Below are 19,684 nucleotides of genomic sequence, written 5' to 3' on the forward strand. Positions count from 1 at the left end.
CACTGTGACGCGGATGGCGGCAACTGCACCGTTTAGGCTGGACCGCGTGACAGACGTGCCCCCCGCGACGACCCGACGCACGTACAGCTATCTGGGTCCGGCGGGCACCTTCACCGAGGCGGCTCTGGCGCAGGTTCCCGAGGCGCGCGGCCAGCAGTGGCGGTCGGTCCGCAACGTCGGCGAGGCGCTCGCCGACGTCGTCGAAGGACGCGCGCACGCCGCCGTCATCGCCATCGAGAACTCCGTCGACGGCGGTGTCTCGACCGCGCAGGACGCCCTGGCCACGATGCCGGGTCTGCGCATCGTGGGCGAGTACCTCGTCCCCGTCGACTTCGTCCTGGTGGGCCGCCCCGGCACCACGCTCGACGGCGTCTCGCTGGTCGCGGGGCACCCGGTCGCCTACGCGCAGTGCCTGCAATGGCTCACGCGCACCCTCCCCGCGCACGCGCACATCCCCGCCGCGAGCAACGTCGCCAGCGCGATGGGGCTCCTCGACGGCACGAGCGATGCGGATGCCGCCATCGCGGCCCCGGGCATCCTCGACCACCACGAGCTCGAACTGCTCGCCTCGGGAATCGGCGACAACCCCAACGCGGTGACCCGGTTCGTGCTGGTGAGCCGGCCCGTCACGCCGCCGCCGCCCACCGGGGCCGACAAGACCTCGCTCATCGTCGAGCTGCCCGATGACCACCCGGGCGCCCTGCTGGAGATGCTCGAGCAGTTCGCCACGCGAGGCATCAACCTGTCGCTGCTGGCGTCCCGCCCGATCGGCGACGAGCTGGGCCGCTACCGGTTCGTCATCGACGCCGACGGGCACATCGAGAACGAGCGCATGGCCGATGCGCTGTTGGGGCTTCGCCGCTTCAGCCCGAAGGTGATCTTCCTGGGGTCGTACCCGCGGGCCGACCGCGCCGTCGTGCACTACCCCGAGCGGTACGCCGACGACGTGTTCGTCGAGGCCCGCGACTGGCTGCGCGGACTCATCAGCGGCGAGCCCGAGGGCTGAGCCTGGCCGAGGTCTCGGTCCGCGACCGTCGGCCGGCGTCCGCGACCTGCGGCCGGGCGGAGTCCGCGACCCACGGCCGGGCGGAGTCCGAGACCCGCGGCCGGCCGGAGTCCGCGACCCGCGGCCGGGCGTCCGAAGCCTGAGCGCGGCTCAGGCGAGTGCCGCCGCGAGGAGCTCGAGCGTGCGGGTGCGGCCGGGGGCGGCATCCATCGGCTCGCCCTCGTAGGCGCCCGCGATCGGCGAGATCATGACCTCGTCGACGCCGTGGCGGGCGGCGAAGGCGGTGAGCTCGGCGGCGACCTCGTCGCCCGTGCCGACGAACCACGTCGCCCGCGCGGCGGCCATGATCTGCGTGCCGAGACCGTCGAATTCCTCCGGGGTGGCGAGCGCGTGCTCCACGGTCTCGGACGGCACGAGCGGCCGGTTCATGCGCAGTCTCGCCATCATGCGCTGATTCGGCAGGGACCGGGCCTCGGCTTCTTCGCGAGTGGGCGCGGCGACGGCGTTCACGGTGAGGAACGTACGCGGCCGGGGGAGGGACTCGCTCGGCTGGAACTGCGTCCGGTACAGCTCGAGCGCGCGCTCGAGGCCCTGACCCGAGAAGTGATTCGCGAACACGTACGGCAACGACAGCGAGGCGGCCAGCTGCGCGGAGTAGTCGCTGGATCCGAGGAGCCACACCTCCGGCATCCCCGATGCGGCCGGCGTCGCGCGGACGTCGTACGTTCCGCCGGAGGTGTAGCGCACGGTCGCGCCTTCGGGCGAGACCAGCGACAGGATGTCGCGGACGTGGTCGGGGAACCGCTCGACGTCGCTCGTCGTTCCGGACTGGCGCAGGAGCTGGGTGATGACCGGGTCGCTGCCGGGAGCGCGGCCGAGACCGAGGTCGACCCGCCCGGGCGCGAGGGCCTCGAGGGCGGCGAACTGCTCTGCCACGACCAGGGGGCTGTGGTTGGGGAGCATGACCCCGCCCGACCCGACGCGGATGCGCGGGGTGCGGGCGGCGGCCGCCGCGACCAGCACCGGCGGCGTGGTCGAGGCCACCGCGGGCATGTTGTGGTGCTCGGCGAACCAGTACCTGCGGAACCCCAGACGGTCGGCGGTGGCGACCAGGTCCAGCGACGACGCGATCGCCTGTGCGCTGGACTGGCCGGTGCGCACCGGCACGAGGTCGAGGACGGACAGGGCCGGGGCAGGTGTCGTGGTCATCCCCGGAGACAACAGGCCGCGGGGCCCGGTCTATTCCGGGGTGGGAGGGGTCGAGGATCATAACTCCTGCACCTTGCCGCGCCCGGGCCTACCCCCGCCGCAGGATTCCGCGGATCCAGGACTGCAGCCCGCGGCTGAGGCCCGCCGGCTGCAGGAGTTGTGATCCTCCCGAGCCGGTGGGACTCCGGAATCCGGATGCGGCGCCGACGGCAGAATCCGGAATCCGGATGCGGCGCCGACGCCGACGGCGGACTCCGGATGCCGCGCCGACGGCAGAATCCGGATGCCGCGCCGGCACCCGGTCCTACCGGGCCCGCTTCACCGCCTCGTAGGCGTCGAGGGCGGCCTGGCGGGACCGCTTGAGGTCGACCAGCTGCTCCACACCCGCGCTGTCCGGGGCCCACTGCCGCACGTACTCGCCGTGCTTGTCGAACTTCTCGGCCTGCAGCTCGGGGTTGAACACGCGGAAGTACGGGGCGGCGTCGGCTCCCGACCCCGCGACCCACTGCCAGTTGAAGGGGTTGGAGGCGGCATCCGCGTCGACCAGGGTGTCCCAGAACCACTCTTCGCCGCGCCGCCAGTCGATCAGCAGGTTCTTCACCAGATACGACGCGGTCACCATGCGCACCCGGTTGTGCATGACGCCGGTGTGCCACAGCTCCCGCATCCCGGCGTCCACGAGCGGCACGCCGGTCCGCCCCTTCTGCCACGCCTCGAGGTGCGAGGGCTTCAACCGGGGCCATTCGAACGCGTCGAATTCTGCGCGCCAGTTGCGGGTCGCGAGGTCGGGGAAGTGGAAGAGGGTGTGCCAGGCGAACTCGCGCCAGCCGAGCTCGGACAGGAACCGCTGCGTCGGCCCGGGATGACGGTCCGCCGCGGCGGAGTGGATCGTCTCGTGCCACACCTGGTACGGGCTCAGCTCGCCCCACCGCAGCCGCGGCGACAGTCCCGACGTCACGCCGGCCGCCGGCTCGTCGCGCGAGCGGTCGTAGTCGGCGAGGTCGTCGTCGAGGAACGCGCGCAGCCGCCGGCGCGCGGCGGGCTCGCCCGGCTCCCACGTCTCGCGCAGCCCGCCCGCCCAGTCCGGCGTCGTCGGCAGCAGGCCCCAGTCCTCGAGGTCGTCGCCGTCGGGTTGCGAGCGCGGTCCGGGGATGTCGCGCGGCTCCGGCAGCGGCGCGCGGGGCGCGGGCAGGTCGCGGCAGGCTTTCCAGAAGGGGGTGAACACCGAATACGGCTTGTCCGCGCCGGTCCGGACCGTCCAGGGTTCGAAGAGCAGGGATGCCGCGAACGACGCGACCTCGACGCCGGCGTCGCGCAGATCGGACTTGATCCCGGCATCGATGTCGCGCTCGGGCAGGCTGTACCGGCGGTTCCAGAACACGGCCCCGGCGTCCGTCTCGGCCACGACGGCCGGCACGACCTCGGCGGCCGGCCCGCGCCGGAGGATGAGGGCCGCGCCTCGCTCGGCGAGCCGCTCGCCGAGCGAGGCGAGACTGTGGTGCAGCCACCAGCGGGCGGCGCCGCCCAGGGGCCGGACCCCGTCGGACTCCTCGTCCAGCACGTACAGGCAGACGACGGGTTCGCCGCGGTCCAGGGCCGCCCGCAGCGCGGGGTGATCCGCCAGTCGCAGGTCGTCGCGGAACCACACGATCGAGGGGCTCGTCATGCCCTCCATCCTGTCGCCCCCGCGGGAGGCGAGGGCGGGCTTGACATCCCGGATGCCGGTGGGCGCGGCATCCGCGGAGCCGACGCCGAGGGGTCGAGTGCCCTGTTCAGGCGGGCGGGGCCGTGCTCTCGCGCACCACGAGGTGGGTGGCCAGGTCCATCCGCAGCGTCTCGACCGGGGCGCCGTCTGCGAGCCGCAGGGCCAGGCGCGTCGCCTCTTCGCCCATGCGCCGCAGCGGCTGGTGCACCGTCGTCAGCTGGGGCGAGAGCCATTGCGAGAGCGGGATGTCGTCGTAGCCGACGATCGACAGGTCGCGCGGCACCTGCAGTCCCGCGGCCGAGGCGGCGGAGATGACGCCGAGCGACTGCAGGTCGCTGCCGGCGAAGATCGCGGTGGGCCGCTCGGGGAGCGCCAGCAGCTCGCGGGCGATCGCCTCGCCGCCGGCGGGGTGGAAGTCGCCGAACCGCACGAGCGCGGGGTCGATCGGGATGCCCGCGGCGTTCATCGCCGAACGGTAGCCGTCCAGTCTCGCCAGCGAGCACATCATGTCCTCCGGGCCCGAGATCGCGGCGATGCGCCGGTGCCCGAGCTCGATGAGGTGGCGCGTGGCCATGAGCCCGCCCGACCAGTTGGCCGAGCCGACCGACGGCACGTCGGGTGCCGGATCGCCGGCGGGGTCGACGATGACGAAGGGGATGCCGCGCGAGCGGAGCTTCTCGCGGCGGTGCGGGGCGATGTCCGAGAACACCAGCACGACGCCGAGCGGACGCCGGCGCAGCACGCCGTCGATCCAGTCCGCCGACGGAGCGTGCCGGTCGCCGCTCACGGTGAGGACCACCGACAGTCCGGCGGCGTGCGCGACCTCCTCCACGCCTTCGATGACCTCCATCGACCAGCTGGACTCCAGCTCGTGGAACACCAGCTCGATGTAGTCGCTGCGCTGCGCGCCCGCACGCCGCGTGTAGCCGTGGCGCGCGAGATGCTCCTCGAGGCGGGTTCGGGTGGCCGGAGCGACATCCGACCGGCCGTTGAGTACTTTCGACATCGTGGCCAGAGACACGCCCGCTTCGGCGGCGATCTCGGCGAGCGTCACGCGCTGCGTGTCGGTCATGCGTTGATCCTAGAGTCCGCCGCGGCCGGGGCGGCCGACAGGGTGTGCCGCAGCCAGGCCGCCTGCGCGACCCAGTGCGCGCCCTCGCCGCCCTCGTGGCCGTTCCACGGATAGGCCACCACCTCGGCGCCTCCTCGCCACCAGTTCGCCGCCGCGTAGACGGTCGACGGCGGCGAGATCGTGTCCATGTGTCCCGAGCCGAACAGGGCGGGGGAGCCGGCCCGACGCGCGAAGTTGACGCCGTCGAAGTACGACAGCGTCTGCATGACCTGTGCGGTGCGCGTGCGATGGACCGAGAGGTATCGCGTGATCTCGGCGTGGGGATCGGCATCCGTGAGGCCGACCGCGCGCGGCAGATCGCACAGGATCGGCGCGGTCGGCAGAGCCCCAACCAGACCGTCGCCGAGTCCCGCCGCGGCGATGGCGATGGCGCCGCCCTGGCTGTTGCCGGTGACCGCCACGCGGGCGGGGTCGACGTCGTCGAATCCCCGCACGGCGTCGACGGCCCGCACGGCGTCGACGAAGACGCGTCGGTAGTAGTACGTCTCGGGGTCGAGGATGCCGCGGGTGAGGAAGCCGGCCGCTGCCGGTCCCGAACCGTGCGGATCGGGGGTTTCGCCTCCCGCCCCCCACGTGCTGCCCTGGCCGCGGGTGTCGACGATGAGCTGCGCGAAGCCCGCCGCCGGCCAGTGCAGGCGCTCGTGGGGGAGCCCTCGGCCACGGCCGTAGCCGACGAACTCGACGACCGCGGGCAGCGGATCAGGGCGGTGGCGGGGCATCACCAGCCACGCGCGGACCGGGTCGCCCGCGAAGCCCGGGAAGGTGACGTCCGCGACATCGACGAGCGCGAGGCCCGCGTCGAAAGGATGCCGCTCCGCAGGTCGATCGACCGCGCGAGCCTCGCTGATCGACGAGGTCCAGAAGGCCTCGAAATCGTCGGGCCGGGGAACCTCCGGCCGATACTTGCGGAGATCGGGCTCCGCTATGTCGAAGCGCGCCATCGCACCATCCACCCCTCTGAGAAGCGATTTCACGGCAGCTTCGCACGGTGGCTTCCCTGTCGATAACAATACAATGAAAACGTTGACATTCGTCGTGGTGCGGGTTAAGTTCGACTCGTATCGCAGGTGATGCCGAAACTTTCGACCCGGGTCGGAGAGCTCGGACAAGCGCAAGGAAGCGGATGTCGATCAACAACAGCGTCGTCGAGGCCGAAGCCGTCGAGCTTCGATCCGAGAAGGACGACACGAAGGCCGAGGGCCGCCGGCAGAAGCCGCCGCGCTCCCGGAACACCACCACGTGGCGCAAGGCGCTGACCCGCGACTGGCGGCTCTATACGCTGCTCATCCTGCCGCTCGTCTTCCTCCTCATCTTCCGCTACGTGCCGATGGCCGGGAACATCATCGCGTTCCGACGCTTCCGTCCCGGCGGCAGCATGTTCGGCGACGAGTGGGTCGGGTTCCGCTACATCGAGCTCTTCATCAACGACCCCACATTCTGGCGCGCGTTCTGGAACACCGCGATGCTCGGCGGGCTGACCCTGCTCATCGTCTTCCCGCTCCCGATCATCCTGGCGCTGATGTTCAACGAGCTGCGCTCGCGGCGGTTCAAGCGGATCGCGCAGTCCATCTCGTACCTGCCGCACTTCATGTCGATCGTGATCGTGGCCGGCATGGTCCTCCAGCTGACGGCGCTTCGCGGTTCCATCAACCAGGGGATCGAGTTCTTCGGCGGCGAGGCGATCCCGTTCATGCAGCTGCCGGAGTGGTTCCGGACGATCTATGTCAGCTCCGAGATCTGGCAGACCGTCGGGTGGGGAACGATCCTCTACCTGGCCGCGCTGACCACGATCGACCCGCAGCTGTACGAGGCGGCCCGCATCGACGGCGCCAGCCGATGGCGGCAGATCTGGCACGTCACGCTGCCGGGCATCCGGCCCACGATGGTCGTCCTCCTGATCCTGAACATCGGGACCTTCATGGCCGTCGGCTTCGAGAAGGTGCTGCTGCTGTACAACCCGCTGCTGTTCCCGACGGCGGACGTCATCTCGACCTACCTGTACCGGGTCGGCATCATCTCGAGCAACTTCTCGTACGCCACCGCCATCGGCCTGTTCGAAGCGCTGATCGGCCTGACCTTGATCCTGTCCGCGAATGCCATTTCGCGCCGAACCGTGGGGACGAGCCTGTGGTGACCACCGATGCGACCTCGAGCCTGCGCACCGTTCCGCGCCGGATGTCCGAGCGCCTGTTCCGCCCCCAGACCCAGGGCGGTATCAAGGACTCGCGCAGCTACACCGTCTTCCGCTACATCAACGCCGCCCTGATCGTGGCGATCTGCTTCGTCACGCTGTACCCGTTCCTCAACGTGGTCGCACAGGCGTTCAGCTCCGAGGCGTACATCAACTCCGGCCAGGTGAACCTGATCCCGAAGGGGTTCAACGTCACGACGTTCGGGTACGTCATGGGCGATGCGATGTTCTGGCGCAATTATGGCAACACGGTGGTCTACACCGTCGTGGCCACCGCCATCGCGATGGTCCTGACGACGACCTTCGCGTACGCCCTGTCGAAGAAGCACCTGAAGGGGCGGGCGTTCTTCATCGGCGTCGCCGTCTTCACGATGTTCTTCAACGGCGGTCTGATCCCGAACTACATCCTGATCAACACCCTCGGCTTCAAGAACACCATCTGGGCCATCGTCATCCCCAACGCCATCAGCGTGTTCAACTTCCTCGTCATGAAGGCGTTCTTCGAGAACTTCCCCGAAGACCTCGAGGAGGCCGCCGCGATCGACGGGCTGAACACCTACGGCATCCTCTGGCGGATCGTGCTGCCGCTGAGCAAGGCGGTGATCGCGACCATGGTGCTCTTCTACGCGGTCTCGTTCTGGAACTCCTGGTTCACGGCGTTCCTCTACCTCGACGATGCCGACATGTACCCGGTGACCGTGTACCTGCGGAATCTGCTGGCGGCCACCATGGGTACCGAGGCACTCGGGGCGGGCGGATCCGGCGAGGCCTCTCAGGTGGCGTCGAACGTGAAGGCCGTCACCATGCTGCTCACGGTGCTGCCCATCGTCTGCCTCTACCCGTTCATCCAGAAGTACTTCGTCTCGGGCGTCATGCTCGGCTCGGTCAAGCAGTGAGCGCTGCGAACCGGTGAGCGACGACGTCGTCAACCCCACGAAAGGAAACACCATGTCACAGCAAGGACACTCGCCCGCGCGACGGCGCGCTCGGCGGGGCGCGATCATGGCCACCACGGCGGTCGCCCTCGGCGCGCTCATCCTGTCGGGATGCAGCGCATCCGGCGGAGACGACGTCGCAGAGGGCGGCGAGTTCGACTTCACCGGCAAGGATGTCGCGGCGATGTCGGACTACGGCGTCGGCGACACCTTCGAGGCCACCGAGCCGGTCGAGTTCGGCCTCTTCTACCGCGATCACCCCAACTACCCGCTCGACGAGGACTGGCTCATCCTCGAGCAGCTCGCCGAGAACCAGAACGTCTCGTTCGACTTCGTCAGCGCCCCGCTGGCCGAATGGGACCAGCGCAAATCGCTCGTGATCGGCGCCGGCGACGCGCCCGACATCATCTCGGTGACCTACCCCGGTCAGGAGGTCTCGTTCGTCGCCGGTGGCGCCGTGCTCCCCGCGAGCGACTTCGTCCAGTACATGCCCAACTACATGGACAAGGTCGAGAAGTGGGACCTGGAGGACGATCTCGACCAGCTCCGCCAGGAGGACGGGAAGTACTACATGTTCCCCGGCTTCCGCGAGCAGCCCCGGCCGGAGTACTCGTTCGCCGTGCGCAGCGACATCTGGGAGGAGCTCGGACTCTCGCTCGAGCCGGCCACGTTCGACGAGCTGCGGGACCAGCTCCGCACCGTGAAAGAGGCCTATCCCGACGCGTACCCCATGACCGACCGCTGGTCGGCCAACGGTCCGATCGAGGGGACGCTCGCCTTCGTCTCTCCCAACTTCGGCACCTCCGCCGGCTGGAGCTTCGGTCAGGGTCTCACGTGGAACGGCAGTGAGTTCGTCTACACCGGGGCCACGGACGAGTACCGCGATCTGGTCGAGTTCTACGCGTCGCTCGTCGAGGAGGGCCTGCTCGACCCCGAGGCGCTGACGCAGGACGACGATCAGGCCGTGCAGAAGTTCGCATCGGGCTCGGCGATGTCGATCGGCACCAACGACCAGGAGATCGTCCGCTACCGCACCACGGTGGAAGAGCTCGGCACCGACGCCGAGATGGCGATGATCCGGGTTCCGGCGGGTCCGGCCGGGGACAACTTCCAGTCCGGCCAGCGCCTCATCAGCGGCTTCATGCTGTCGTCCGAGGTGACCGAGTCCGAGAACTTCCTCGCACTGCTGCAGTTCCTCGACTGGCTGTACTACTCCGACGAGGGACTGGAGTTCGCCAAGTGGGGTGTCGAGGGCGAGACCTACACCAAGGACGGCGACTCCTACACGCTGAACGAGAACATCACCGCGATGGGACTGAACCCCGACGCGCCTGAGAACCTGCAGGCCGACTACGGCTTCTCCAACGGAGTGTGGACGCTCGCCCACGGTTCCTCGGTCGTGCTGGACCGTTCGATGCTCCGCGAGGAGACGCTCGAGTTCCTCGACGCGATGGAGAGCAAGACCATCCTGGACCCGCCGCCGCCGGCTCCGCTGAGCGAGATCGACCGCGAGCAGGTCTCGCTCTACCAGTCGGCGCTGAAGGACCACGTGTACCAGAACACCGCGGCCTTCATCCTCGGCCAGCGCTCGATGGACGAGTGGGACGCGTACGTGGCCGAGCTCGAGGGCATGAACCTCCCCCAGTACCTCGACATCGTCAACCAGGCGCAGGAGCGGTACGCAGAAGAGAACGGCTGATCCGCGATGCGGTCCGCTCCCTCGGGGGCGGACCGCATCCGGCTGTCCGCCGACAGGATGCCGGAGCGGCCGCTGCGGCATCCTGAAGACCCGCACGAGATCGGAGCACCGCCCCCATGACCCTCCCCGCGACCGACCGCATCCCCTACGGCGGCGACTACAACCCCGAGCAGTGGGACGAGGCGGTGTGGGACGAGGACTACCGCGCCTTCGACCTGGCGCACATCGACATGCTCACCGTGGGGGTGTTCACCTGGTCGCTCACGCAGCCCGATGAGGACACGTACGACTTCACGGTGCTCGACGGCATCCTCGATCGAGCCGAGCGCGAGGGCCGGAAGGTGTGTCTGGCCACGGGAACGGCGGCGGTCCCCCCGTGGCTCGCCCACCGGCATCCGGATGTCTGCCGCACGGACTTCGAAGGGCGCCGCCACCTGTTCGGCGTGCGGCACAACGCGTGCGCGAGCTCGCCCGCCTACCGGCGGCTCGCGACCGAGATGGCCCGGCGCATCGCCGAGCGGTACGGCGACCACCCGTCGGTGATCGCGTGGCACATCAACAACGAGTACGGCGGGGTCTGCTACTGCGACCTGTGCGCGGAGGAATTCCGCGCCTGGCTTCAGGAGCGCTACGGCTCCCTCGATCGCCTCAACGAGGCGTGGAACACGACATTCTGGTCGCACCGCTTCACCGACTGGGCGCAGATCGTGCCGCCCAACATGCTCTCGGAGCACTGGCGCGGTCCCAACCACACCGCGTTCCAGGGCATCACCCTGGATTACTCCCGGTTCAACACCGACAACATCCTGCGCACGTTCCGCGAGGAGAAGGACGCCATCCGGGAGTCGTCCGACCTGCCGGTGACGACGAACATGATGGCGATCTACCGCCACCTCGACTACCACCGCTGGGCCGAGCACCTCGACTTCGCGTCGTGGGACAACTATCCGACCGACGGCTCGCCGGTCTCGCGCATGGCGCTCAGCCACGCCCTCATGCGCGGTCTCAAGGGCGGTCAGCCGTTCTGGCTCATGGAGCAGACCCCCACGATGACCGCCACCCGCGACTACAACCCGGTGAAGCGTCCCGGCATCATGCGCCTGTGGTCGTGGCAGGCGATCGCGCACGGATCGGATTCGGTGCTGTTCTTCCAGATGCGGCACAGCAAGGGCGCGTCGGAGAAGTACCACGGCGCGATCCTCAACCATGCGGGCCGCACCGACACGCGCGCGTTCGCCGAGATCGCCGAGCTCGGCGCCGAACTGGAACGGGTCGGCGCCGTGCTCCTGGGTGCGCGCACGCCCGCGCGCGTGGCGGTGCTGTTCGACTGGGACAGCTGGTGGGCGCTCGAGATCACCGACGGGCACAGCCGCGCGGTGGGCTACGAGAAGCAGGTGGTGGCCTACCACGAGGCGCTCTGGCAGGCCGGTGCCGTGCTCGACGTGGTTCCGGTGACCGCCGATCTCACCGATTACGACGTCGTGGTCGCGCCGTTCCTGCACATGCTCAAGGGCGACATCGCCACCCGGCTCGAGGATGTCGCCCGCCGCGGCGGCACGGTCGTCACCACGGTCATGTCCGGCCGCGTCGACGAGGACGACAACGCCTTCCTCATGGACGTCCCCGGACCCCTGGGGGCGCTGACCGGCGTCCGCGTCGACGAGACGGATTCGCTTCCGCCCGAGACCGTCAACACCGTGGTGCTGACCCGCGACGGCTCCGACGAGGTGCGTTCGGCGGCGCGCCATGTCTTCGACGTGGTGCAGCCGCAGGGCGCCGAGGCGGTCGGGGTCTACACCGAGGACTTCTACGCCGGCACCCCCGCCGTCACGCGCCACGGTTTCGGCGAGGGCAGCGCGTGGTACGTGGCGACGTGCCTCGACCAGGACGGCGTGGACTGGGTGATCCGGCAGGCGCTGGCCGAGCATGGCCTCGTGGGTCCGTTCGCCGGCGTCCGCGACCTCGAGCACACCACCCGCGCGATCGACGGGCGCCGCTACGAGTTCCTCCTCAACCACGCCGCCGAGACCGTGACGGTCGCCGCGCCGTGGGAGGGGACCGACATCCTCTCCGGACGGGACGTCTCGGAGGGGGAGCAGGTCGAGATCGCGCCCGCCGGCGTCCTGGTGATCGCGACGCGATGAGCGGGGCCGGTGGACCGGGCTCCGACGCGGCGGGTGACGGAGCACCGGACAGAGCGAGGCCGGCGGACCGGGCAGGATGGAGGGCATGAGCGGTCCCCCCGGCGCAGCCGACCCCCGACGCGGACCGCTCGGGCGGGTCACGACCGCGTTCTACTGGTTCCTCGTCGTCGAGGTCGCCTTCCTGGTGGCCGCGTCGCCGGGCCTGATCGGCATCCTGCTCCTCGACCGCTCGCCGGGGAACATCCCGCTGTACGCGCTGTGCCTGGTCCCGCTGGGCCCCGCCTACTCCGCCGCCTTGTCGACCGTCGAGGTCCGCCGTCGCGCCGACGACCTGTCGCCGTGGCCGCGGTTCTGGCGCGCGTGGGTGCGCAACCTCGTCGATGTGCTGCAGGTGTGGGTCCCGGCTCTCGCGGGGGCCACGATCCTCGGTCTGACCCTGGCGTTCGGGCCGGCCGCCGGCGTCGACGGATTCTTCCGCGGAGCCGCGGTGGTGTTCCTCGTCGTCGGTGCCCTGTGGAGCTGGAACGCGCTGATCATCGCGTCGCTGTTCCGCTTCCGCGCCCGCGACACCGCGCGGCTGGCGCTCTACTATCTCGCCGCGAAGCCCCTCGTCACGCTCGCTGCGCTGTCGTTCCTCGTGCTCGCGACCGCGCTCGTGGCGTTCACCTCCGATGTGGTCCTCGCCGCACTCGCGGTGCTCTTCGCCGCCTTCGCCCTCGTGAGCGCGCGGCCGCTGATCGCCGACGTCACCGCGCGCTTCGTCGCGGCATCCGATCAGTAGATCTCGCGCCCGCGCTCGTCGGGGACCCCCGACTTGCGGAAGAAGTACGTGTTGATCTGGTCGCGCCACTCGCGCGCCGACCGTCGCTGTTCGACGAAGCGCTCCCGGACGCGGTCGTGGACGTCGTCGGGAACGTGTCCCCGCAGGTCGTCCCACGTCGCGGCCATCTCGTCCACGCGCTCCACGCCCGCGAAATGGGTGTCGTAGATGTGCTGGATGACGGTCGCGCCGCTGTGCAGCCGATGCCCGTACGGCACGTGGTGGAAGAACAGCACGTGCTCGTCCGGAACCGTCTCGAGCGACTCGTACGTGCGCGCCCACGGCTCGGGGTACTGGCCGGCGTACCCGGTCCCCGTCGCCACGGTGCGGTCGACGCCCACCCCGTCGCGGTCGGCGAAGTGGTAGGTGCCCCACGGTGAGTACTCGTAGCCGTCGACGTCGGGACCGTAGTGCCCGCGCAGCGGGCTGACCATGAATCCGACCCCGAGCGGTGCGGTGTAGGACTCGTACGTCCGCCACGAATCATCGAGGATCGAGCGGATGCCGCGGCGCGCGGCCTCGTCATCGCCGAACGTCAGCGCGATCCACTCGTCGAGGATCGCCCCGGGATCGAGCGCGGGATCCCACGTCAACCGCCCGTACGCGTACAGGTTGGCCTGCGCGAGCGGATGCCCCGTCCAGAACGCGTCGTCGCCGACGTTCGACACGGCCGCCATGCCGCCCTGCACGATGTCGGAGAGGGGAGGACCGTCCGGACCGAACGGGGCGAAGTCGAGGACCTCGCGCCACTGCGGCGCCAGGTACACCGCGTGGCGCTGCTGGCCGGTGTACTCCTGGGTCACCTGCAGCTCGAGCGCGACCTTGGTGTGCGCCATCGCGGGGATCACGGGGGAGACGGGCTCGCGGGTCTGGAAGTCCACCGGCCCGAACTTCACCTGCAGCACGACGTTGTCGTCGAACCGGCCGTCGAGCGGGGCGAAGGTGTCGAACGCGGCGCGCGCGCGGTCGGTGGAACGGTCGCGCCAGTCCTGGCGGTGGTTGTAGACGAAAGCGCGCCAGTGGACCAGACCGCCGTGCGGGGCCAGGGCGCGCGCGAGCATGTTCGCTCCGTCGGCGTGGTCGCGGCCGTAGGCGTAGGGGCCTGGCTGCCCTTCGGAGTCCGCCTTGACGAGGAAGCCCCCGAAGTCGGGGATCCGGGCGTAGACCGCGGTCGCGGCATCCGCCCACCACGACGCCACGTCCTCGTCGAGGGGATCGGCGGTGTCGAGGCCCCCGATCGTGAGCGGTGCGGCGAAGCTCACCGCGAGGTGCGTGCGGATGCCCCACGGCCGGAACAGGTCGGCGATGCGGACGACCTCGCCCAGATCCTCGGTGAGCAGCAGCGCCTCGCGACGCCCGACGTTGACGTTGTTGATCGCCACGCGGTTGATCCCGACCGAGGCGAGCAGCCGCGCGTAGCGCGCCACGCGCGACAGGTCGGCGCGGACGCGCCCGTCTTCGTAGAAGATCGACCCGCCGGCGTAGCCGCGCTCGACCTGGCCCATCACGGGATGGATCGAGACGTTGTCCCAATGGTCGAGCATGCGAAGCGGATGCCGCGGCTCGGAGCGTTCGGTGCCGTCGCCGGACTCGTGCAGCGAACGGCGAAGGTGGTCGAACCATCCGTACAGCGCCCCGGAGGCTCCGCCGTAGACGACGAGCGCGCGGCCGCCGCGCTGAGCGTGGACGAAGCCCTCGGGTCCGAGACCGTCGAGGTCGAGAGGCTCCTCCCACGCCGTCCCGGCCTGCGCGGCGGGGACGATCGTCAGGTCCGCCCGGTCGTCGGGCCGCGCGGTCGTCATACCCGCCCGTTCCGCCTCGGCCCGCACCGTGTCCAGCAGCATCCCGTCGCCGATGACGGCGATGCTCCTTCCCCGTACGGCCCGAGAGACCTCGTCGGGCAGCCACATCGCGTGCTCATTCGTCATGTCATGTTTTCCGATCACCAATCGTGCACCGTCCCGTCGATCAAGCGCGCCGCCGGGAGGTAGGCGGGCTCGTAGGGGAATCGCGCGGCAGCGTCGTCGTCGTAGTCGACGCCGAGTCCCGGCTCGTCGCCGGGGTGCATCATTCCGTCCTGGTACGTCCACGACGTCCGGAACACCTCATGCGCGAGGGGCTGGTGCGCCATGTACTCCTGGATGCCGAAGTTGTGGATCGCCAGATCCAGGTGGAGGGCCGCCGACATGCCCACGGGCGAGATGTCGGTCGGTCCGTGGCTGCCGGAGCGGATCTGATGGAGCGCCGCGAGGTCGAACACGCGCCGCAGGTGGGTGATGCCCCCGGTGTGGGTCACGCTGGCCCGGACGAAATCGATCAGCTGCTCTTGGATGAGGGGCGCGAAGTCCCAGATCGAGTTCATGACCTCGCCGATCGCGAGCGGTGTCACCGAGTGCTGTCGCACGAGGCGCAGCGCCTCGGGGTTCTCGGCCGGCGTGCAGTCCTCGAGCCAGAACAGGTCGAACGGCTCGAGATCGCGTGCCAAGCGCGCGGCCTGCATGGGGGTGAGGCGGTGATGAGCGTCGTGCAGCAGTGCGACGTCGGGGCCGAACTCCGCGCGCGCCCACTCGAACATGCGGGGCATGTAGCGCAGATACCGCGCGGAGTCCCACCCCTCCTCGACGGCGAGTCCGGCCCGCTTCGCGGGCTCGTACGCGTACCGACCGCCGGTGCTGCGGCCCGACGAGATGCCGTAGCCCGAGCCCATGCCGGGTACCGCCACCTGGAGCCGGATCGCACGGTATCCCTCCGCCAGCCGCGCCCGGACGGAGTCGCCGAGATCCTCGAGGTCCGCGCCCGAGGCGTGCGCGTAGACGAGGGCGCCGGTGCGCGAGGCGCCGCCGAGCAGCTGGTAGACGGGCAGTCCGGTCAGGCGGCCCTTGATGTCCCACAGCGCCATGTCGACGGCGGCGATCGCCGTCATCGTCACCGGACCGCGCCGCCAGTACGCCGAGCGGTAGAGGAGCTGCCAGGTGTCCTCGATGCGGTGCGCGTCCCGCCCGATGAGCAGAGGCGCCACATGGTCTCGCAGGTAGGAGGCCACGGCGAGCTCACGGCCGTTCAGGGTGGCGTCTCCCAGCCCGACCACGCCGTCCTCGGTGGTCAGGCGCAGGGTCACGAAGTTCCGCGACGGGCTCGAGATGAGCACCTCGGCGCTGCGGATGGTGGCGGTCATCGCGGTCTCCTCCCGAGGGGGACGTTAGGATCGGAGGGTCCTGACGGCGTCGTCCCGCTTCGCGCGGTGGACGGGCCGATTCCGCTCGAGCGAGGTGGTCGCGCATGGTGACCGTCCACGACGTCGCCCGGCTGTCGGGCGTGTCGATCGCCACGGTCTCGCGGACGCTGCGGGAACCGCAGGTGGTGTCGGCCGAGACACGCGAGCGGGTGCAGGCGGCCATCGACGCCCTCGGCTACCGCCCCAATCGCGCCGCGCGGAGTCTGCGTCGCGGGCGGACGGGTGTCGTCGCCCTCGTGGTCCCCGACATCGAGAACCCCTACTTCGCGGCGCTCACGAAGGGCGCGCAGGCCGCCGCGCGCGCCCAGGGGTACGGACTGGTGGTGGTCGACACCGCCGAACAGGCGGACGTCGAGGCCGAGGAGCTCACCGCCCTCCGTTCGCAGGTCGACGGTGTGATCCTGGCATCGTCGCGCCTCGAGGACGACGCGCTGCTGGCCGTCGTGCAGGCCGTGCCCTCCGTGCTGATCAACCGGGACCTGGGCGAGCGGGCCCCGCTCACCCCTTCGGTCACCATCGACGAGCGAGCCGGCGTGCGCGCGGCCGTGGACCATCTTCGCGGGCTCGGGCACCGCCGCCTGCTGTACGTCGGCGGACCCGAACGGTCGTGGTCGCAGGGACGCCGCCTCGCGGGCATCCGGGAGGCCGTCGCCGAGGCGGAGGACACGGTGCTCGTTGAGCTCAACGGCACCGAGCCGACGTCGGCGGGCGGTCGCCGCGCCGCCGCGGCGGTGCGCGAGGACGGCGCGACCGGCGTCATCGCCTACAACGACGTCGTCGCTCTCGGGCTGTTGGCCGGGTGGGCGGAACTCAGGGTCGGGGTGCCGGGCGACATCAGCGTGATCGGCTTCGACAACACCTACGTCGCCGAGCTCTCGACCCCCGGTCTGACGAGCGTGGGCGTCGACCTGCGCGACATGGGCGGCTCGGCGGTGGACCTTCTCCTGGCCCGCGTCGACCGTGCGGACGCTCACGCCGACGTGCGCCGCCTCATCGTGCCGACGCTCGTTCACCGCGGCTCGACGGGCGCGCGCACCACCGCGATCTGACGTCGTCGTCACCGGCATCCGCACCCTTGCTTTCGAAACTGTCGCCTGTAATGTAAACGTTAACGTAGGCGTTTTCCGGTAGTGAATCAATCGTTTGCCGTGGATCAACGCCCTTGGACCGTCGAACCATCAAAGGTGATCAATGAAAGTTTCGACCGCGCAATGGAGCGCAGACCCCGCCCTCTCCGACGGCGATGACCCGGTCGAGCGACTGGTGTCGGTGCTCACCCTCGAGGAGAAGCTGGCGCAGCTCTACGGGGTGTGGGTCGGCGCGTCGGACGAGGGCGGCGACGTCGCCCCGCACCAGCACGACGTCGAAGAGGTCGTCGACCTCGATCAGCTGCTGCCGCTCGGACTGGGTCAGCTGACCCGCCCCTTCGGGACCCGGCCGGTGGACGCCGCGCTGGGGGCGGTGTCGCTCATGCGCACCCAGGAGCGCATCCGCGCCACCTCGCGCTGGGGGATACCCGCACTCGCGCACGAGGAGTGTCTCGCCGGCTTCGCCGCGTGGGGGGCGACGGCCTACCCGGTGCCGCTGTCGTGGGGCGCCACGTTCGACCCCGGGCTCGTGGAGCGGATGGCTCGCCGCATCGGCGACGACATGCGCTCGGTGGGCGTGCACCAGGGGCTCGCCCCCGTCCTGGACGTCGTGCGCGACGCGCGCTGGGGACGCGTCGAGGAGACGATCGGCGAGGATCCGCACCTCGTGGCGACCATCGCCACGGCGTACGTGCGCGGGGTGGAGTCGGCCGGCGTCGTGGCCACCCTCAAGCACTTCGTCGGCTACTCGGCGTCCAAGGGCGGCCGCAACCTCGCTCCCGTGTCGGTGGGGCGGCGTGAGCTGCAGGACGTGCTGCTGCCGCCGTTCGAGATGGCCGTCCGAGAGGGCGGCGTCCGCAGCGTCATGAACTCGTACAGCGATGTCGACGGCGTGCCGGTCGCCGCCGACCGCTCCCTGCTGACCGGGCTCCTGCGCGACCAGTGGGGGTTCGAGGGCACCGTCGTCGCCGATTACTTCTCGGTCGCCTTCCTGAAGCTGCTGCACGGGGTGGCCGGGACCTGGGCCGAAGCCGCCGGCGCCGCGCTGCGAGCGGGCATCGACGTGGAGCTGCCCACGGTGAAGACCTTCGGCGAGCCCCTGCGGCGCGCGGTCGAGGAGGGGATCCTCCCGCTCGACCTCATCGACACGGCGCTGCGCCGCGTGCTGCGGCAGAAGGCCGAGCTCGGTCTGCTCGATCCGGACTGGACGCCGGTGCCGCCGGCGCTCGCGGGCGCCGACCTCGCCGATCCCGAGGCGCTGCGCGCCACGATCGACCTCGACCCCCCGGGCAACCGCGCCCTCGCGGCCGAGCTCGCCGAGGCCGCCGTCGTGCTCCTTCGCAACGACGGCACGCTGCCGCTCGACCGGCCGGCGTCGATCGCCGTGATCGGCCCGAACGCCGACGACCCCTACGCGATGCTCGGCTGCTACTCGTTCCCCACGCACGTGGTCACGCAGCATCCGGGGGTCGAGATGGGCATCCGGATCCCGACGCTCCTCGAGGCCGTCCGCGCGGAGTTCCCGGACGCGCGCATCGCGCACACCGCCGGGACGACCGTCGACGGCGGAGAGACCTCGGGGATCGCGGAGGCCGTCCGCCTCGCAGCGGCCGCAGACGTGGTGATCCTGGCGCTGGGCGACCGCGCGGGACTGTTCGGACGCGGCACCAGCGGCGAGGGCTGCGACATCGAGACCCTGGCGCTGCCCGGAGCCCAGCAGCAGCTGGTCGACGCGGTGCTCGATGCCGGAACGCCGGCCGTCGCGGTGATGCTGGCCGGACGCCCGTACGCTCTCGGCCGCGCGAGCGACGAGGCCGCGGGGATCGTCGAGGCGTTCTTCGCCGGCGAAGAGGGCGCGGGTGCGATCGCCGGCGTCCTCAGCGGACGCGTCAACCCGAGCGGGCGACTGCCGGTGAGCGTCCCGGCGACGCCGGGCACCCAGCCCTCGACCTACCTCGCGGCCCGTCTCGCGCAGCGGTCGGACGTCTCGAGCATCGACCCCACTCCGGCGTTCCCGTTCGGCCACGGGCTGAGCTACACGAGCTTCACGTGGTCGGACCTGCTCGTCGACCGCGACGAGATCGACACCGACGGGATCGTGCGCGTTCGGCTGCGGGTGGCCAACTCCGGGTCTCGCGCCGGCGTCGAGGTCGTGCAGCTCTATCTGCACGACCCCGTCGCGTCGGTCGCGCGCCCGGTGCAGAAGCTCATCGCGTACGCCCGTGTGCCGCTGGCGGCGGGTGCGTCGGCGGACGTCGAGTTCGCGGTCCACGCCGACCTCGCCGTCTACACCGCAGCCTCCGGCGACCGTGTGGTCGAGGCGGGCGAGCTGGTGCTGTCGGCAGGCCGCTCCAGCGGCGACCTCGTCTCGGCGCAGACGGTCCGCCTCGTCGGTCCCACTCGCATCGTGGACCACCGCCGCCACCTCACCGCCGAGGTCGACGCGACTCCGGTCTGAATCGACGGATGCCGGTGGACGCGGCATCCGGAATGCTATAGGTTGTTTCCAGCAACAAAACC

Annotated in this window: 14 protein-coding genes; 8 read left to right on the plus strand and 6 right to left on the minus strand. The window is 70.5% G+C overall.

Annotation, left to right across the window (positions count from 1 at the left end):
• The first annotated feature begins 13 nt into the window (after positions 1 to 13).
• Positions 14 to 1,006: a prephenate dehydratase gene (pheA, locus tag Q9S36_RS16765; protein ID WP_396653786.1), complete on the plus strand. Its 993-nt coding sequence runs from the start codon at positions 14 to 16 to the stop codon at positions 1,004 to 1,006.
• Positions 1,007 to 1,156: 150 nt separating this feature from the next.
• Here the strand turns inward: pheA and Q9S36_RS16770 are convergent, their stop codons facing one another.
• From Q9S36_RS16770 to Q9S36_RS16785, 4 genes are all read right to left on the minus strand, one after another.
• On the minus strand, positions 1,157 to 2,215 hold the full coding sequence (locus tag Q9S36_RS16770; RefSeq protein WP_311286105.1) for an LLM class flavin-dependent oxidoreductase: 1,059 nt from the start codon (positions 2,213 to 2,215) through the stop codon (positions 1,157 to 1,159).
• Between the two features lie 304 nt (positions 2,216 to 2,519).
• Positions 2,520 to 3,881, minus strand: coding sequence for a deoxyribodipyrimidine photo-lyase (locus tag Q9S36_RS16775; RefSeq protein WP_311286106.1), 1,362 nt, complete (start codon positions 3,879 to 3,881; stop codon positions 2,520 to 2,522).
• A gap of 106 nt (positions 3,882 to 3,987) precedes the next feature.
• Entirely contained in the window at positions 3,988 to 4,992 is a 1,005-nt protein-coding gene (locus Q9S36_RS16780; RefSeq protein ID WP_311286107.1) for a LacI family DNA-binding transcriptional regulator, read from the minus strand.
• On the minus strand, positions 4,989 to 5,993 hold the full coding sequence (locus tag Q9S36_RS16785; RefSeq protein WP_311286108.1) for an acetylxylan esterase: 1,005 nt from the start codon (positions 5,991 to 5,993) through the stop codon (positions 4,989 to 4,991). The genes Q9S36_RS16780 and Q9S36_RS16785 overlap by 4 nt, the downstream gene beginning before the upstream one ends.
• A gap of 182 nt (positions 5,994 to 6,175) precedes the next feature.
• Here Q9S36_RS16785 and Q9S36_RS16790 point away from each other — a divergent pair, with 182 nt between their 5' ends.
• The 5 genes from Q9S36_RS16790 (at position 6,176) to Q9S36_RS16810 (ending at position 12,802) form a co-directional block, all read left to right on the plus strand.
• Positions 6,176 to 7,186 (plus strand): sugar ABC transporter permease, encoded by a 1,011-nt coding sequence (locus tag Q9S36_RS16790; protein ID WP_251451950.1) that lies wholly within the window; start codon positions 6,176 to 6,178, stop codon positions 7,184 to 7,186.
• 41 nt (positions 7,187 to 7,227) lie between these two features.
• On the plus strand, positions 7,228 to 8,139 hold the full coding sequence (locus tag Q9S36_RS16795; protein WP_311286179.1) for a carbohydrate ABC transporter permease: 912 nt from the start codon (positions 7,228 to 7,230) through the stop codon (positions 8,137 to 8,139).
• A gap of 52 nt (positions 8,140 to 8,191) precedes the next feature.
• Positions 8,192 to 9,877, plus strand: coding sequence for an extracellular solute-binding protein (locus Q9S36_RS16800; RefSeq protein WP_311286109.1), 1,686 nt, complete (start codon positions 8,192 to 8,194; stop codon positions 9,875 to 9,877).
• Positions 9,878 to 9,993: 116 nt separating this feature from the next.
• Positions 9,994 to 12,021 (plus strand): beta-galactosidase, encoded by a 2,028-nt coding sequence (locus Q9S36_RS16805; RefSeq protein ID WP_311286110.1) that lies wholly within the window; start codon positions 9,994 to 9,996, stop codon positions 12,019 to 12,021.
• Positions 12,022 to 12,106: 85 nt separating this feature from the next.
• Positions 12,107 to 12,802 (plus strand): DUF624 domain-containing protein, encoded by a 696-nt coding sequence (locus tag Q9S36_RS16810; protein ID WP_311286111.1) that lies wholly within the window; start codon positions 12,107 to 12,109, stop codon positions 12,800 to 12,802.
• Here Q9S36_RS16810 and Q9S36_RS16815 read toward each other — a convergent pair.
• Entirely contained in the window at positions 12,796 to 14,769 is a 1,974-nt protein-coding gene (locus Q9S36_RS16815) for an alpha-glucuronidase (RefSeq protein ID WP_311286112.1), read from the minus strand. The genes Q9S36_RS16810 and Q9S36_RS16815 overlap by 7 nt on opposite strands.
• Positions 14,770 to 14,783: 14 nt before the next feature.
• On the minus strand, positions 14,784 to 16,016 hold the full coding sequence (gene manD / locus Q9S36_RS16820) for a D-mannonate dehydratase ManD (protein ID WP_311286113.1): 1,233 nt from the start codon (positions 16,014 to 16,016) through the stop codon (positions 14,784 to 14,786).
• 104 nt (positions 16,017 to 16,120) lie between these two features.
• Here manD and Q9S36_RS16825 point away from each other — a divergent pair, with 104 nt between their 5' ends.
• Both Q9S36_RS16825 and Q9S36_RS16830 read left to right on the plus strand, forming a co-directional pair.
• Positions 16,121 to 17,125, plus strand: coding sequence for a LacI family DNA-binding transcriptional regulator (locus Q9S36_RS16825; protein ID WP_311286114.1), 1,005 nt, complete (start codon positions 16,121 to 16,123; stop codon positions 17,123 to 17,125).
• A 142-nt stretch (positions 17,126 to 17,267) separates the two neighbouring features.
• Entirely contained in the window at positions 17,268 to 19,622 is a 2,355-nt protein-coding gene (locus tag Q9S36_RS16830) for a glycoside hydrolase family 3 N-terminal domain-containing protein (RefSeq protein ID WP_311286115.1), read from the plus strand.
• The last annotated feature ends 62 nt before the right edge of the window (positions 19,623 to 19,684 follow it).

The sequence above is a fragment of the Microbacterium sp. ARD31 genome, from assembly GCF_031844425.1.

Coding starts and splice junctions, on each gene's coding strand:
- Q9S36_RS16775 (WP_311286106.1), bottom strand. CDS start 3,881: ATGACGAGCCCCTCGATCGTGTGGTTCCGCGACGACCTGCGACTGGCG.
- pheA (WP_396653786.1), top strand. CDS start 14: ATGGCGGCAACTGCACCGTTTAGGCTGGACCGCGTGACAGACGTGCCC.
- Q9S36_RS16770 (WP_311286105.1), bottom strand. CDS start 2,215: ATGACCACGACACCTGCCCCGGCCCTGTCCGTCCTCGACCTCGTGCCG.
- Q9S36_RS16830 (WP_311286115.1), top strand. CDS start 17,268: ATGAAAGTTTCGACCGCGCAATGGAGCGCAGACCCCGCCCTCTCCGAC.
- Q9S36_RS16815 (WP_311286112.1), bottom strand. CDS start 14,769: ATGACGAATGAGCACGCGATGTGGCTGCCCGACGAGGTCTCTCGGGCC.
- Q9S36_RS16805 (WP_311286110.1), top strand. CDS start 9,994: ATGACCCTCCCCGCGACCGACCGCATCCCCTACGGCGGCGACTACAAC.
- manD (WP_311286113.1), bottom strand. CDS start 16,016: ATGACCGCCACCATCCGCAGCGCCGAGGTGCTCATCTCGAGCCCGTCG.
- Q9S36_RS16780 (WP_311286107.1), bottom strand. CDS start 4,992: ATGACCGACACGCAGCGCGTGACGCTCGCCGAGATCGCCGCCGAAGCG.
- Q9S36_RS16800 (WP_311286109.1), top strand. CDS start 8,192: ATGTCACAGCAAGGACACTCGCCCGCGCGACGGCGCGCTCGGCGGGGC.
- Q9S36_RS16790 (WP_251451950.1), top strand. CDS start 6,176: ATGTCGATCAACAACAGCGTCGTCGAGGCCGAAGCCGTCGAGCTTCGA.
- Q9S36_RS16785 (WP_311286108.1), bottom strand. CDS start 5,993: ATGGCGCGCTTCGACATAGCGGAGCCCGATCTCCGCAAGTATCGGCCG.
- Q9S36_RS16795 (WP_311286179.1), top strand. CDS start 7,228: ATGTCCGAGCGCCTGTTCCGCCCCCAGACCCAGGGCGGTATCAAGGAC.
- Q9S36_RS16810 (WP_311286111.1), top strand. CDS start 12,107: ATGAGCGGTCCCCCCGGCGCAGCCGACCCCCGACGCGGACCGCTCGGG.
- Q9S36_RS16825 (WP_311286114.1), top strand. CDS start 16,121: ATGGTGACCGTCCACGACGTCGCCCGGCTGTCGGGCGTGTCGATCGCC.